15 protein-coding genes are annotated in these 13,181 nt (G+C 65.4%); 8 read left to right on the forward strand and 7 right to left on the reverse strand.

What is annotated here, in order from left to right; genetic code table 11:
• Positions 1 to 3 precede the first annotated feature (3 nt).
• Positions 4 to 297 (reverse strand): YggT family protein, encoded by a 294-nt coding sequence (locus tag KTQ37_RS02520; RefSeq protein ID WP_218628881.1) that lies wholly within the window; start codon positions 295 to 297, stop codon positions 4 to 6.
• 140 nt (positions 298 to 437) lie between these two features.
• Between KTQ37_RS02520 and KTQ37_RS02525 the strand changes: the two genes are divergently transcribed.
• The 8 genes from KTQ37_RS02525 (at position 438) to dxs (ending at position 8,287) form a co-directional block, all read left to right on the forward strand.
• A complete protein-coding gene (locus KTQ37_RS02525) occupies positions 438 to 965 on the forward strand; it encodes an acyl-CoA thioesterase (RefSeq protein ID WP_218628882.1) in 528 nt (175 codons plus the stop codon).
• A 65-nt stretch (positions 966 to 1,030) separates the two neighbouring features.
• Positions 1,031 to 2,380 carry an MFS transporter gene (locus KTQ37_RS02530; protein ID WP_218628883.1) on the forward strand — a complete coding sequence of 450 codons (1,350 nt, stop codon included), beginning with the start codon at positions 1,031 to 1,033 and terminating at the stop codon, positions 2,378 to 2,380.
• 8 nt (positions 2,381 to 2,388) lie between these two features.
• The gene (mepA, locus tag KTQ37_RS02535) at positions 2,389 to 3,297 is read left to right on the forward strand and encodes a penicillin-insensitive murein endopeptidase (RefSeq protein ID WP_218628884.1); all 909 of its coding nucleotides are present in this window, start codon (positions 2,389 to 2,391) and stop codon (positions 3,295 to 3,297) included.
• On the forward strand, positions 3,270 to 4,172 hold the full coding sequence (locus KTQ37_RS02540; RefSeq protein WP_218628885.1) for an esterase-like activity of phytase family protein: 903 nt from the start codon (positions 3,270 to 3,272) through the stop codon (positions 4,170 to 4,172). Before mepA ends, KTQ37_RS02540 begins: the two co-directional genes overlap by 28 nt.
• A gap of 94 nt (positions 4,173 to 4,266) precedes the next feature.
• Positions 4,267 to 4,887 carry a queuosine precursor transporter gene (locus KTQ37_RS02545; protein ID WP_218628886.1) on the forward strand — a complete coding sequence of 207 codons (621 nt, stop codon included), beginning with the start codon at positions 4,267 to 4,269 and terminating at the stop codon, positions 4,885 to 4,887.
• A 361-nt stretch (positions 4,888 to 5,248) separates the two neighbouring features.
• The gene (locus tag KTQ37_RS02550) at positions 5,249 to 5,497 is read left to right on the forward strand and encodes an exodeoxyribonuclease VII small subunit (protein WP_218628887.1); all 249 of its coding nucleotides are present in this window, start codon (positions 5,249 to 5,251) and stop codon (positions 5,495 to 5,497) included.
• Positions 5,497 to 6,363 carry a polyprenyl synthetase family protein gene (locus tag KTQ37_RS02555; RefSeq protein ID WP_218628888.1) on the forward strand — a complete coding sequence of 289 codons (867 nt, stop codon included), beginning with the start codon at positions 5,497 to 5,499 and terminating at the stop codon, positions 6,361 to 6,363. Before KTQ37_RS02550 ends, KTQ37_RS02555 begins: the two co-directional genes overlap by 1 nt.
• A gap of 13 nt (positions 6,364 to 6,376) precedes the next feature.
• The gene (gene dxs, locus KTQ37_RS02560) at positions 6,377 to 8,287 is read left to right on the forward strand and encodes a 1-deoxy-D-xylulose-5-phosphate synthase (RefSeq protein ID WP_218628889.1); all 1,911 of its coding nucleotides are present in this window, start codon (positions 6,377 to 6,379) and stop codon (positions 8,285 to 8,287) included.
• Here the strand turns inward: dxs and KTQ37_RS02565 are convergent, their stop codons facing one another.
• Genes KTQ37_RS02565 through mbfA form a run of 6 tightly spaced genes read right to left on the reverse strand, consistent with a single transcriptional unit; the run spans position 8,288 to position 13,042 of the window.
• Positions 8,288 to 9,208 (reverse strand): ornithine cyclodeaminase family protein, encoded by a 921-nt coding sequence (locus tag KTQ37_RS02565; RefSeq protein WP_218628890.1) that lies wholly within the window; start codon positions 9,206 to 9,208, stop codon positions 8,288 to 8,290.
• Complete coding sequence (locus tag KTQ37_RS02570; RefSeq protein WP_218628891.1) at positions 9,205 to 9,822, reverse strand: HAD family hydrolase; 618 nt, start codon at positions 9,820 to 9,822, stop codon at positions 9,205 to 9,207. The genes KTQ37_RS02565 and KTQ37_RS02570 overlap by 4 nt, the downstream gene beginning before the upstream one ends.
• Positions 9,815 to 10,270, reverse strand: coding sequence for a YaiI/YqxD family protein (locus KTQ37_RS02575; RefSeq protein WP_413243713.1), 456 nt, complete (start codon positions 10,268 to 10,270; stop codon positions 9,815 to 9,817). Before KTQ37_RS02575 ends, KTQ37_RS02570 begins: the two co-directional genes overlap by 8 nt.
• Positions 10,267 to 11,097, reverse strand: a complete 831-nt coding sequence (fghA, locus tag KTQ37_RS02580; RefSeq protein ID WP_218628892.1) for an S-formylglutathione hydrolase — start codon at positions 11,095 to 11,097, stop codon at positions 10,267 to 10,269. Before fghA ends, KTQ37_RS02575 begins: the two co-directional genes overlap by 4 nt.
• An 8-nt stretch (positions 11,098 to 11,105) precedes the next feature.
• The gene (locus tag KTQ37_RS02585; RefSeq protein WP_218628893.1) at positions 11,106 to 12,023 is read right to left on the reverse strand and encodes an AEC family transporter; all 918 of its coding nucleotides are present in this window, start codon (positions 12,021 to 12,023) and stop codon (positions 11,106 to 11,108) included.
• Between the two features lie 41 nt (positions 12,024 to 12,064).
• The gene (gene mbfA, locus KTQ37_RS02590; RefSeq protein ID WP_218628894.1) at positions 12,065 to 13,042 is read right to left on the reverse strand and encodes an iron exporter MbfA; all 978 of its coding nucleotides are present in this window, start codon (positions 13,040 to 13,042) and stop codon (positions 12,065 to 12,067) included.
• Between the last annotated feature and the right edge of the window lie 139 nt (positions 13,043 to 13,181).

Raw genomic sequence — 13,181 nt, forward strand, 5'->3', positions numbered from 1 at the left:
GGATCAATAGCCGAAGAAGAAGCCCGCGTTGTTGATCAGCGCGCGTTGCAGGATGATCACCACGATGAAGGCGACCAGCGGCGCAAGGTCCAGCCCCGGCGTGGCGGGCAGGAAGCGGCGGATGCGCCCGTAGATCGGCTCAAGCAGGTTGTTCAGCCCGTACCAGATCTGCGCGACCAGCGGCTGGCGCAGGTTGAGCACCTGAAAGTTGATCAGCCAGCTCATGATGATATGGGCGATCATGATGAACCAGACAACATTCAGGATCAGGTTGAGGGCCTGAAACAGCGTGACCATGCGAAACCTCCGGGCAATGCGGGATTACAGGTAAGGCAGGCGCGCGGGGGTTGCAACCTTGCGCATCGGCCAAATGCCGCGACGTAGCGGTTGACCTTCATGCTGCAACGCGGCATCGATGGCAGGATTCGGAGGCGCGCATGTATCCAGTTATTCGTATGGCCAAGGCCCTTGTCGCGGGGCGCGGCCAGACGCTCGACATTCTCGACACGGTGATCAGCCAGCATCGCGCCTGGCCTTGGGATATCGACCCGTGGAAAGACCTCAATAACGGGCGCATCCTGACGCTGTTCGATCTGGGCCGCATCCAGCTGGCGCAGCGCACCGGACTGAGCGCGGCGCTGATGCGCAATCGCTGGGGAATCGTGGTCGCTGGCAACACCACACGCTACCGCAAGCGCATCACCATGATGCAACGCTTCGAGATGCGCACCCGCGTCGTCGGCTGGGACAACCGCTTTGTCTATATGGAGCAGAGCATGTGGCGCGGCGCTGAGTGCTGCAACCATGTCCTGATCCGCGGCGCCGTGACCTCGCGCGAGGGGATCGTGCCGCCCATGCAGGTGCTTTCGGCGATGGGGCACAAGGCCGACAGCCCCGAGTTGCCCGGCTGGGTGCACCGCTGGATCGGCGCCGAGCACGAGCGCCCCTGGCCACCGCAGATGTGATCGCCCCTAACCCTTGCGCCGCCACCGCTTTTCGGGCTTGATCGCCGCAACGCAGGGGGCAGGGCATGATCACCACACGCAAGCGGATCTGGGGTTGGTTCTTTTTCGACTGGGCCAGCCAACCCTACAACACCCTGCTGCTGACCTTCATCTTCGCCCCCTTCATGAAGGAACTGCTGGGCAGCGGCTCGAACGCGCAGACGGTCTGGGGCTATGGCGTGGGCCTTGCAGGGCTGCTGATCGCGATCGCCTCGCCGCTTCTGGGGGCAATCGCCGACCGCTCGGGCCGCCGGATGCCGTTCATCTGGCTCTTTTCGCTGATGTATGTCCTTGGTGCCTGGGGCCTGTGGTATGCCGAGCCGGGCAATTTCAGTCTGATCCTGATCATGACCTCCTTTGCCATCGGCATGATCGGGATGGAGTTCGCCACCACCTTCACCAATGCGATGCTGCCCGACCTCGCGCCCCGCGAGGAGATCGGCAAGATCTCGGGCTCGGGCTGGGCCTTTGGCTATGTGGGCGGGATGGTCGCGCTGATCATCATGCTGGTGCTGTTGCAGGTGAACCCGAACACGGGCCGCACATTGGTCGGGCTGCCGCCGCTGTTCGGCCTCGATATCGCAACGCGTGAAGATACGCGCATCGTCGGGCCGCTGACGGCGGTCTGGTATGCGGTCTTCATGATCCCCTTCTTCCTGTGGGTGCGCGAGCCGCGCCACCCCGGCGCCGTTCCGGTTGCCCGCGCCGCGCGCGAGGCCTGGCCGCAGTTGCGCCAAACCCTGCGCCGCCTGCCGCGCAACCGCAGCCTCTTTGCCTTCCTGCTGTCGTCGATGTTCTACCGCGATGCGCTGAACGGCATCTACACCTTCGGCGGGCTCTATGCGGCAGGGGTGCTGGACTGGTCCATCACCCAGATCGGCATCTTCGGTATTCTGGCCGCGATCACCGGAGCGGTCTTTGCCTGGCTTGGCGGAAAGGCCGATGATCGCTTTGGCCCGAAGGCGGTGATCCTGTTTACCGTCGTGCTGCTGACCGCCGTCGTGGTCGGCGTCGTCTATATCTCGCGCGAGAGCGTATTCGGCATGGCCGTCGGGCCTGACAGCATCCTGCCCGACGTGGCCTTCTACGTCATGGGCGGGCTGATCGGCGCGGGGGGCGGGGCGCTGCAAGCGGCCAGCCGCACGATGATGGTGCATCAGGCCGAGCCGGGCCGCATGACCGAAAGCTTTGGCCTTTACGCGCTGACCGGAAAGGCCACCGCTTTCATCGCTCCGCTCTCGATCGGGGTGGTGACGCATCTTACCGGCAATCAGGCGCTCGGCATCACTCCGCTCATCGTGCTTTTCGTTCTGGGGCTTGGGCTGCTAGGTTGGGTCAAGCCGAACGGCGCCCGGCAGCCCCAAAGCGCAGGATGACCCGAGATATGACCCTTGCCCACCTGACCCGCCCGCTTGCCCTTTGCCTTGCGCTGATCGCGGGCACCGCCGCCTCGGCCGAGCCGCTGGCCCGGCAGCTCTTTGGCGCGGCGAATGCCCCCTCGCAGCAGCGTGCGGCGGCGATCGGCTTCTATTCACGCGGATGCGCTGCGGGCCTCGTGGCCCTGCCCGAGACCGGCCCCACCTGGCAGGCCATGCGCCTGAGCCGCAACCGCAACTACGGCCAACCCGAGATGATCGCTTTCCTGAGCGATCTGTCGGCCTTCGCCGCAACCCTGCCGGGCTGGAAGGGGCTTTATATCGGCGATATCAGCCAGCCACGCGGCGGCCCGATGACTGGCGGCCACGCCAGTCACCAGATCGGCCTTGATGCCGATATCTGGATGCTGCCGCCGCAGCGCCTGAACCTCAGTCGCTCCGAGCGCGAAAAGATCAGTTCGGTCTCGATCCGCACCGCAGACCAGACCCGCACCAATGGCAACTGGTCGGCCCAGCATATGGCGCTGCTGCGCGCCGCCGCCTCGGACCCGCGGGTCGATCGCGTCTTTGTCGCAGCCGCCGCGAAGATCGCGATGTGCAACTCCACCCCGCGCGGCGATCGCAGCTGGCTGCAAAAGATCCGCCCGATCTATGGCCACGACTCGCATTTCCACGTGCGGCTGAAGTGCCCCCCCGGCCAAAGCGCGTGCGAGAGGCAAAAACCCACCGTGGCCGAGCTGTCGAAGGGCGGTGACGGCTGCGACGAGACCTTGAACTGGTGGGTAACGACCTATCTGGAAGAGTTGCGCAACCCGCCGAAAAAACCCAAGCGCACCGGCCCGCCCCCCAAGAACGCAAAAACCTACGTGATGTCGGACCTGCCAGGACAATGCAAAAACGTGCTCGCCTCGCGCTGATCGCGCTGGCCCTGGCTTTCGCGGGGCATCCCGCGACCGCTGCGGACCCCGCACCGCGGGCCGAGTTCCTGCAAACCTATGCCTGGAGCACAGCGAATGCCGCCTTCGGCGGGTTCTCGGGGCTGGAACTGGAAGATGACGGGCGCGATTTCGTCGCGCTCTCGGATCGCGCAACGCTGTGGCGCGGGCGGATCGCGCGCGACGCGACCGACCGGATCGTAGGCGTCGACCTGCGTTCCGGCCCGGTCAAGCTGCGCGACAGCAAGGGCGACGGCCTCGGCCAGTCGTCTGGCGATTCCGAGGGGCTGGCGCTGGCGCCTGACGGATCTGTCTATGTCTCGTTCGAGGGGCTGCACCGCGTGGCCCGCTACCCGCGCGATGACGGTCCGGCCGAGCGCCTGCCCCGCCCCGAGGCCTTCAAGCGGTTCCAGTCGAACTCCTCGCTTGAGGCACTGGCCATTGCGCCGGACGGCACGCTCTATACCCTGCCCGAGCGATCGGGGATGCTCAATCGCCCCTTCCCGGTCTGGCGTTATCGCGATGGCACGTGGGATCAGCCCTTCGCGATCCCGCGCGATGGCGACTGGCTGCCGGTAGGAGCGGATTTCGGGCCGGACGGGCGCTTTTATCTGCTCGAACGCGACTTCTGGGGCCTGCTGGGTTTCCTGACCCGGGTGCGCGTCTTCGACATCGCGGGCGACAGCGTCACCGGCGGCGACGTTCTGCTGCAAACCCGTGCCGGGGTGCATGACAATCTCGAAGGCATCGCGGTCTGGCGTGACCGCGGCGGCGCGATCCGGCTGACGATGGTCGCAGATGACAATTTCCGGATCTTTCAGCGCACCGAACTGGTCGAATACCGGCTCAAGCCCTGAAATGGCTTGACCCAAGCGGGTAGAGCGCGTAAGCGCCGCGCTGCCCGGAGCCTCCGGGCCATGTCCCCGCTACCATGTAAAAACGGTGAAAATCATGAACCGCTTCCTCCCCGGCATTCTTGCCATGGCCGCCATTGTCGTGGCCTCGAACATCCTGGTGCAATTCCTCGTCGGCGACTGGCTGACCTGGGGCGCCTTCACCTATCCCTTCGCCTTCCTCGTCACCGATGTGATGAACCGCGTCTATGGCCCCGCCGCCGCGCGCCGCGTCGTGGCCGCCGGCTTTGTCGTCGGTGTCATCTGCTCGCTCATCGGCACCCAGATCCAGGGCGAGTTCGGCCCCTATGTCACGCTGCGCATCGCCATCGGCTCGGGCACGGCCTTCTTGGTCGCCCAGATGATGGACATCGCCATCTTCGACCGTCTGCGCCGCGGCGTCTGGTGGGAGGCCCCGCTGGTCTCGACCATCGTGGGCTCCTCGCTCGACACGGCGATCTTCTTTTCGATCGCCTTCGCCGCGCAATTCGCCTTCATCGAGCCGCTCAACGATGTGTCCTGGGCGAACGAGGCGGTGCCGCTGGTCGGCATTGGCCCGATGGCCCCGCTCTGGGTCTCTTTGGCCGCTGCGGACTGGATTGTGAAAGTTGCGCTTTCTTTGGTCGCCCTTGTGCCTTTCAAGGCAATCGTCACGCGCCTATCGCCAAAGATTGCGTAATTTTTCTTGCCATACACAAAATCTGTGCCACCCTATCCTTATCGGCAACGCATGAAAGGAGGTGGTCCAGTGTCTAGAGTGATAGTGGAGAGAGGTGTCGGGACAGTCAGGGGGGCCGTGGCCTAAGGGCAAACCCAAGGGCAAATAACCCTGGCTGGGACGGAGGATCGACCAGACCCTAACCGGACCATCTCCGTAGATCTCGGGGGCCGCTGGCTTTGCCAAGCGGCCCTTTCTATTGCGCACCTCCCCGCGCGCCCGCCGCGCGCCGCCAGCCGATCTCGACACGCGCGCCGCGATGTGGTTTGGAGGGTCAGGGCGCCTTGGGCGCCGGGTTTCCGTAAGGCAGGGGAGCGGGCGAATGACCGACACTCAGACCGAGATCGCGGCGATGAGCTTCGAGGAGGCGATGAAGGCGCTGGAGCAGGTGGTGAACCAGCTTGAGCGCGGCGAGGTGCCGCTCGATCAGTCGATCGCCCTTTATGAACGCGGCGCCGCCTTGAAGGCGCGCTGCGCCGAACTGCTGAAAGCCGCCGAGGAGCGGGTCGAAAAGATCACCCTAGGCGAAGGCGGAAAGCCCGCCGGAACGGTTCCGGTCGAAGGTCTTTGATGTTTCCCGAACGTCTGAGCGAAGTGCAGATTGCGGTTCAGCATGCGCTGGACCAGGCCGTCGCGCGCCTGCCCGCAGGCGATCTGCGCGACGCGATCGGCTACGCCGCGCAGGGCGGCAAGCGGCTGCGCGCGTTCCTCGTGCTCGAATCCGCGGCGCTCTTCGGTATTTCGCAGGCGCAGGCCCTGCCCGCCGCCGCTGCGGTCGAGGCGCTGCACGCCTATTCGCTGGTGCATGACGACATGCCCTGCATGGATGACGACGCTCTGCGCCGGGGCCAGCCCACCGTCCATGTGAAGTGGGATGAGGCCACCGCCGTTCTGACCGGAGACGCGCTGCAAACGCTGGCATTCGAGCTGTGCTGCGACCCGACCCTTGGCCCGGCAGATCGCCGCGTGGCCCTTGTGTCAGCGCTGGCGCAAGCCTCGGGCGCGGCGGGGATGGTCTATGGCCAGGCGCTCGACATCGCGGCCGAAACGGCTGCGGCGCCGCTGACGCTTGATGAAATCACCCGCCTGCAAGCAGGCAAGACCGGCGCGCTGATCTCATTCGCCGCCGAGGCGGGCGCGATCCTTGCGGGCGCCGACCGCGCGCCGCTGGCCGCCTATGCCCGCGCGCTTGGCCTTGCCTTCCAGATCGCCGACGACATCCTGGATGTCGAGGGCGATGCAGCACTTGTGGGCAAGCAGGTCGGCAAGGATGCGCAGGCCGGCAAGGCCACTTTCGTCTCGCTTTTGGGGCTGGAGAGCGCAAAATCCCGCGCCGCCGCCCTGATCGACGAGGCCGAGGCCGCACTTGCCCCCTATGGCGCAAAGGCGCAAAACTTGCGGGAAGCGGCGCGTTTCGTTATCTCGCGCGACAAATGACACGGGAACGCCGATGAGCCAGACCCCGCCTACCCCGATCCTTGACCGCGTGCGCCTGCCCTCGGACCTCAAGGCGCTGACCGACCGCGAGCTGCACCGGCTGGCGGATGAACTGCGTGCCGAGACGATCTCGGCGGTGTCGGTGACGGGCGGGCATCTGGGCGCGGGGCTTGGCGTGGTCGAACTGACCGTCGCGCTGCACGCGGTTTTCGATGCGCCGCGCGACAAGATCATCTGGGACGTGGGCCACCAGTGCTACCCCCACAAGATCCTGACCGGGCGGCGCGACCGCATCCGCACCCTGCGCACCAAGAACGGCCTCTCGGGCTTCACCAAGCGCTCGGAAAGCCCCTACGATCCGTTCGGCGCGGGGCATAGCTCCACCTCGATCTCGGCGGCCGTCGGCTTTGCCATGGCGCGCGAGCTGGGGGCCGAGACGGGTGACGCCATTGCCGTGATCGGCGACGGGGCGATGTCAGGCGGGATGGCCTTCGAGGCGATGAACCATGCAGGCCACCTTGGCAAGCGGGTCTTTGTCGTGCTGAACGACAATGAAATGTCGATCGCGCCGCCGGTCGGTGCGCTGTCGAGCTACCTCACCCGGCTCTATTCCGAAGGCCCGATGCAGGATCTCAAATCCGTCGCCAAGGGCGCCGTGAGCCTGCTGCCCGAGCCCTTCCAGGAAGGCGCGCGCCGCGCCAAGGAGATGCTCAAGGGCATGGCCGTGGGCGGCACGCTGTTCGAAGAGTTGGGCTTCACCTATGTCGGCCCGGTCGATGGCCACGATCTGGACGCGCTGCTGCCGCTGCTGCGCACGCTGAAAGCACGCGCCACCGGCCCCGTTCTGATCCATGCGCTGACCAAGAAGGGCAAGGGCTATGCCCCCGCCGAAAGCCGCGCCGACCGGGGGCACGCGACCGCCAAGTTCGACGTGATCACCGGCGCACAGGTCAAGGCGCCCACAAACGCGCCCTCCTACACCAAGGTCTTCGCCGAAAGCCTCGTGCGCGAGGCCGAGGGCGACGAGAAGATCGTGGCGATCACCGCGGCCATGCCCGATGGCACCGGGCTGAACCTGTTCGCCGAGCGCTTCCCACGCCGCACCTTCGACGTGGGCATCGCCGAACAGCACGCCGTAACTTTCTCGGCCGGACTGGCCGCGACAGGGATGAAGCCCTTCTGCGCGATCTACTCGACCTTCCTGCAACGCGGCTACGACCAGATCGTGCATGACGTGGCGATCCAGCGTCTGCCGGTGCGCTTTGCGATCGACCGCGCGGGCCTGGTGGGCGCGGATGGCGCGACCCACGCGGGCAGCTACGATATCGGATTCATGGCCAACCTGCCTGGCATGGTGGTGATGGCCGCCGCCGACGAGGCCGAACTGGTTCATATGGTCGCTACCGCTGCCGCGCATGACGAAGGCCCCATCGCCTTCCGCTATCCGCGCGGCGAGGGCATGGGCGTCGAGATGCCCGAGCGCGGTCAGCCACTGGAAATCGGCAAGGGCCGGATCGTGACCGAGGGGGCGCGCGTTGCCATCCTGAGCTTCGGCACGCGCCTGGCCGAGGTGCTGAAGGCGCGCGAGGCACTGTCCGCGCGCGGCCTTGCGCCGACCGTGGCGGACGCGCGCTTTGCCAAGCCGCTCGACACCGATCTCATCCTACGGCTGGTGGCCGAGCATGAGGCACTGATCTGCATCGAAGAGGGCGCGGTGGGCGGCTTTGGCAGCCATGTCGCGCAGTTCCTGTCCGATCAGGGCGTATTCGACCGGGGCTACAAGTTTCGCTCGATGGTGCTGCCCGATACGTTCATCGACCATGCGTCGCCCGAGGATATGTATGCCTCGGCCCGCATGAACGCCTCGGATATCGAGGCGAAGGTGCTTGAGCTTCTGGGCGTGGCGGTCGCGAAGCGGGCCTGATCAGGCCCGGCTGATCCGCCAGGTTTGCAGGATATATTGCGCGCAGATCAGGTCGAGATGCGCGCCCCCGCCATTCTTGCTCAGCGTGATCTCGTTGTCCGAGCGGCGCGCGAAGGTGCCTGCGTGAATGTCGTAGTAATCCGCGATGATATCGGCCTCTAAGATCACACCGCGCGCGAGCGGGTCCTTGAACTCGCCGATATGCTTGATGGTGGTTACGCGACTGTCGCAGAAGATGCGGGCGCGGCGCAGGGTCTCGTCATCGACCTCGCGCATGTCGGGCCGATAGGCGCCGATCAGGTCAAGATGCGTACCCGGCCGCAGCCACTCGCCGCGAATATAGGGCTGAGAGGCCATGGTGGTGCAGGCGATGATCTCGGCCCCGCGCACGGCGGCCTCCAGATCGGCCTCGGCGCGCGCACCGGTGCGCGCGGCCAGCGCCTCGGCGGTCAGATGGGTGCGGTTCCAGATCGTGAAGCGCGCCTGCGGGAAGGCCGCGCGATAAGCCTCGATCATCGAGGCGGCCACATGGCCCGCACCGCAGATCAGGATCTCGCGCGCGTCAGGGCGGGCAAGGAGCCGCGCCGCCAGAAGGCTGTCGCCTGCCGTCTTCCACTTGGTGAGCAGCTTGAAATCGACGAGGGCCTCAAGCATCCCGGTGCGGTCGCTGAGCAGGTTCACCGCGCCATTGACCATGGGCAGACCCGCCTCCGGGTTGCCCGGCATGATCGTGGCCGATTTCACCGCGATCCCCAGCCCCGAGATCCAGGCCGAACGGGTCAGCAGCGTGTCTTCGCCGCGATAGAGGAAGGTGTCGGCCACCTCGGCGCGCGGCAGGCGGTGGCCCGCTTCGAAGGCCTCGGTCAGGATAATCCAGTCAAGCAGACCCTCGGCCTCGGGCCCGATGATGTCGATGCTCATTGTGCCTCCGCGTCGCTCAAAAGCCCTTCGGCCACAAGGCGCGCCGCCCAACCGGCCGGCCCCTCGAAGAGATGCGTTTTCCAGCCGCGCAGATGCGCCGCCGCGATATTGTCTGCCCGGTCGTCGGTGAACAGAAGCTGCGCGCCCGAGAGGTTAGATGCCCGCTCGACCATTTCGTAGATCCGCGCCTCGGGCTTGATCACGCCCATATGCCCCGAGATGAAGGGCCGGTCGAAATCGCGCAGGAACGGGTAATGCGTGCAGGCATAATCGAATGAGCCGATGCCGAAATTCGTCAGCGAAAAGACCGGCACGCCGCGCGCCTGCAAGGCCTGCATCAGCCGCAGCGAGCGCGGGATCACCGGAGCGGCCATCTGAATCCAGTCGTCATGCCAAAGCCGGATCTTGTCGCGCCACTGCGGATAACGCTCGGCCCAGTCGTAGATTGTCTCGCGGAACGAACCGCCACGGTCGATGATATCGTTCATCCCGTGCAGATCGACCTCGGCAAACATCGCCTCGCGCTCGGCGCGCGGCATGATCTTGTCGTAATACCGCTCGGGCTGCCATTCGATCAGCACGTTGCCGATATCGAAGATCACCGCTTCAACCATTCGCTTCCCTCATTGCTGCGCGCACGGTCCGGTCTAGCACATCGAGAAAGCGCGACCGATCGGCCTTGGAGAACGCACGCCCCCCGCCCTGCCGGAACGGATCGGCCGAACGCAGATCGGCCATCAGATCGCGCGTCGCCAGGACATTGCCGATATTGGCGGGGGTCAGAGCCTCGCCATCGGGGCGCAACACGCGCGCCCCCGCCGCGACGCATTTCGCGGCCAGCGGGATGTCGTTGGTCACCACAACGTCGCCGCGCCCGGCGCGTTCGGCGATATGCATGTCGGCCACGTCCGGCCCTTCGGCCACATAAACCATCTGGATCAGCGGATTGGCCGAGGGGCGCAGCCCACCGTTCGACACGAAGGACGCCGGATGGCCGAGGCGTGTCGCCACGCGCTCGATCTCGGCCTTCACCGGGCAGGCATCGGCATCGACCCAGATCACCGCCAGAGCGCCTCGGCGTGGAAGGCGATGTGGTCAGGCATGAAGGTCGAGACGAAGAAATAGCTGTGATCGTAGCCCGCCTGCATGCGGAAGACGCCAGGCTGGCGGCGCGCGGCCATCGCGGCGGCCAGCGCCTCGGGGCGCAGAAGGTCAAGGAACTGGTCGTCGCTGCCTTGGTCGATCAGCACATCGCCATCGAAGCCCACGCGGGTCATCAGGTGGGTGGCATCATGATCGAGCCAGGTGTTTTCATCCGCGCCCAGATAGGCCGTCAACTGCTTGCGCCCCCAATCCGATTGCGAGGGCTGCGCGATCGGCGCGAATGCCGAGACCGAGCGGAACCGCCCCGGCAGCAGCATCGCCAGCGTCAGCGCGCCATGCCCGCCCATCGAGTGCCCGGTGATCGACTGGCGATCCTCGTCAATGTCGAAAGCGGCGGTGACGATGCGGGGCAGCTCGTCGGCGACATAGTCCCACATGCGGAAATGGGGCGCCCAGGGTTCTTGTGTGGCGTTGACGTAAAAGCCCGCACCCTGCCCCAGATCGTACGCATCGTCATTGGCCACATGCGCGCCGCGCGGCGAGGTATCGGGGAAGCACAGCGCGATGCCATGCTCGGCCGCCCATTGCTGCGCCCCGGCCTTCACCATCGCGTTTTCATGTGTGCAGGTCAGGCCCGACAGATACCACAGCAACGGAACCGGTCCCTGCTCGGCCTCCTCGGGCAGGAATAGGCCAAAGGTCATCTCGCATCCGGTGGCCTCGGACTGGTGGGTATAGACCCCCTGCATGCCGCCAAAACACTTGTTTTCCGAAACCGTGTGCATGGGCTCTCCTATCGTGTAACCCAGGCGATAACGCCCGGAATGGTCAGAATGCTGATCGCCGTCGAAATCAGAATCGCGGTTGAGACGCGCTGAGGCGCGACACCGTAATGCGCGGCCAGAATGTAGACATTTCCCGCCACCGGCAAGGCCGCAGCGGAGATCATCACCCCCGCGGCGTAGGGTTCCACGTCGAACACCGCGAGCGCCGCGATACCAACCGCCAGCGGATGCAGGAAGAGCTTGGCCGAAGACAGCCAGATCGCCGGCGCGACCCGCTCGGCCGAGCGGTCCGCCAGCGAGGCACCGATGGCGAAAAGCGCGCCGGGCGTGGCCGCCGCCCCAAGGATCGAGACGAAATCCTGCAAGGGCGCGGGCATCGGGATATGCAGCCCCGCCCAGAGCAGCCCCGCCGCCATCGACACGATCATCGGATTCTTCACCAGACCAAGCGCCAGCGGCGCAACGGCAATGCGACCGTGCCGAGCCACGGTGATGATCATGGTGATGATCGAGGAAAACACGATCAGGTCGATCGCCAGCACCATCAGCACCGGCCCGACAGCAGGCGGCCCGAGCAGCACCACCAGCATCGGCACTCCGAGAAAGCCGGTATTGCCGGTCATCGCGGTATGGGCCTCCATCGCGGCCTCGCTGAGCGGGCGGCCGCGCGCCTTGGCGACCGCGAAGCCGATCACCCAGACGAGCGCCGAGCCCAGCAGATAGGCGAGGAAGAACTGCGGATCGAACAGTTCCTCAAGCTTCAGCGTCGCGGTGAAGCGAAAGAGCATCGCCGAAAGGGCGAAATAGAAGACGAATTTCGTCAGCCAGGCCGTTGCCTCGGCGGGAAAGAAGCGGATCCGACCGGCGAACCAGCCCAGTCCGATCAGGCCGAAAAATGGAAGCGTCTTGAGAAATATCTCCAGCATGGCCAAGCGCTAACACGCAGATTCCGCTTGCGCCAGTGCCCTCAGCCTCCCCCGATCAACACCCCGGCGGCAAAGACCAGCGCGCCACCCAGAACAACCTGCATGACAGCGCGCATGAAGGGCGTCTCCATGTAGCGGTTCTGGATCCAGGCGATGGCCCAAAGCTCGACGAAGACGACAATCATCGCGATCACGGTGGCGGTCCAGAAATCGGGGATCAGATAGGGCAGCGCGTGGCCAAGACCGCCCACCGTCGTCATGATGCCCGAGGCGAATCCGCGCTTGACCGGCGAGCCGCGCCCGGAGATGACGCCATCGTCATGCGCGGCCTCGGTAAAGCCCATCGAGATCCCCGCACCGACCGAGGCTGCAAGGCCCACGAGAAACGTCGTCCAGGTATCCTGCGTGGCGAAGGCCGTCGCGAAGATCGGCGCGAGCGTCGAGACCGAACCATCCATCAACCCCGCAAGGCCCGGCTGCACCCAGGTCAGGATGAACTGGCGATGCGCGGCGCGGTCCTCCTCTTCTTTGGTCTCTTCGGGCAGATGCTTGGCCTCAAGCTGGGTGGCTTTCTTTTCATGGCCCATCTCGGCCGCGGCCAGATCGCCAAGCAGCTTGCGCGTGGCCGCATCCGAGGTGCGCTGCGCGGCGAGCGTGTAGAACTTGCCCGCCTCGCGCTCCATCGCCTCGGCCTCGGCGCGGATCGTTTCAAGTGGCAGGTTCTTGGTCAGCCAGATCGGCTTGCGGGCGTAGAAACCCGCGACATGTTCACGTCGGATCAGCGGAATGACATCGCCAAAACGCGCCTGGTGGCGCGCGATCAACGACTGGCGGTGATGATCCTCCTCGGCGGCCATACCCTCGAACACGGCGGCAGAGGAAGGGTATTCGGCGCGCAGATGCTCGGCGTATTGGCGATAGATGCGGGCGTCGTCCTCCTCGGAGGAAATCGCGAGCGCCAGAACCTCCTGCTCGGACAGATCGGCAAAGCGTCGGCGGTTGGCGAGGCCGGGGATCATGGCTGGCTCCTTTTTAGAATGATTCCAAAATACGGAATAGCGCATGGCTTGCAAGTGCCGATATTGAACCGTTTAGTTCAGAATCAACTTGCGGAACTAAACCGACCGGTTCATATAAGCCATATGAACCGACTCGTTC

The organism is Sedimentimonas flavescens (assembly GCF_019264375.1).
GTDB lineage: Bacteria > Pseudomonadota > Alphaproteobacteria > Rhodobacterales > Rhodobacteraceae > Rhodobacter > Rhodobacter flavescens.

Bases quoted from the DNA above. Each gene is read 5' to 3' on its own strand.
- KTQ37_RS02570 (WP_218628891.1), bottom strand. From the start codon at position 9,822: ATGGTTGAAGCGGTGATCTTCGATATCGGCAACGTGCTGATCGAATGG.
- fghA (WP_218628892.1), bottom strand. From the start codon at position 11,097: ATGCACACGGTTTCGGAAAACAAGTGTTTTGGCGGCATGCAGGGGGTC.
- KTQ37_RS02530 (WP_218628883.1), top strand. From the start codon at position 1,031: ATGATCACCACACGCAAGCGGATCTGGGGTTGGTTCTTTTTCGACTGG.
- KTQ37_RS02555 (WP_218628888.1), top strand. From the start codon at position 5,497: ATGTTTCCCGAACGTCTGAGCGAAGTGCAGATTGCGGTTCAGCATGCG.
- KTQ37_RS02525 (WP_218628882.1), top strand. From the start codon at position 438: ATGTATCCAGTTATTCGTATGGCCAAGGCCCTTGTCGCGGGGCGCGGC.
- dxs (WP_218628889.1), top strand. From the start codon at position 6,377: ATGAGCCAGACCCCGCCTACCCCGATCCTTGACCGCGTGCGCCTGCCC.
- KTQ37_RS02585 (WP_218628893.1), bottom strand. From the start codon at position 12,023: ATGCTGGAGATATTTCTCAAGACGCTTCCATTTTTCGGCCTGATCGGA.
- mbfA (WP_218628894.1), bottom strand. From the start codon at position 13,042: ATGATCCCCGGCCTCGCCAACCGCCGACGCTTTGCCGATCTGTCCGAG.
- KTQ37_RS02520 (WP_218628881.1), bottom strand. From the start codon at position 297: ATGGTCACGCTGTTTCAGGCCCTCAACCTGATCCTGAATGTTGTCTGG.
- KTQ37_RS02545 (WP_218628886.1), top strand. From the start codon at position 4,267: ATGAACCGCTTCCTCCCCGGCATTCTTGCCATGGCCGCCATTGTCGTG.
- KTQ37_RS02540 (WP_218628885.1), top strand. From the start codon at position 3,270: ATGCAAAAACGTGCTCGCCTCGCGCTGATCGCGCTGGCCCTGGCTTTC.
- KTQ37_RS02565 (WP_218628890.1), bottom strand. From the start codon at position 9,208: ATGAGCATCGACATCATCGGGCCCGAGGCCGAGGGTCTGCTTGACTGG.
- mepA (WP_218628884.1), top strand. From the start codon at position 2,389: ATGACCCTTGCCCACCTGACCCGCCCGCTTGCCCTTTGCCTTGCGCTG.
- KTQ37_RS02550 (WP_218628887.1), top strand. From the start codon at position 5,249: ATGACCGACACTCAGACCGAGATCGCGGCGATGAGCTTCGAGGAGGCG.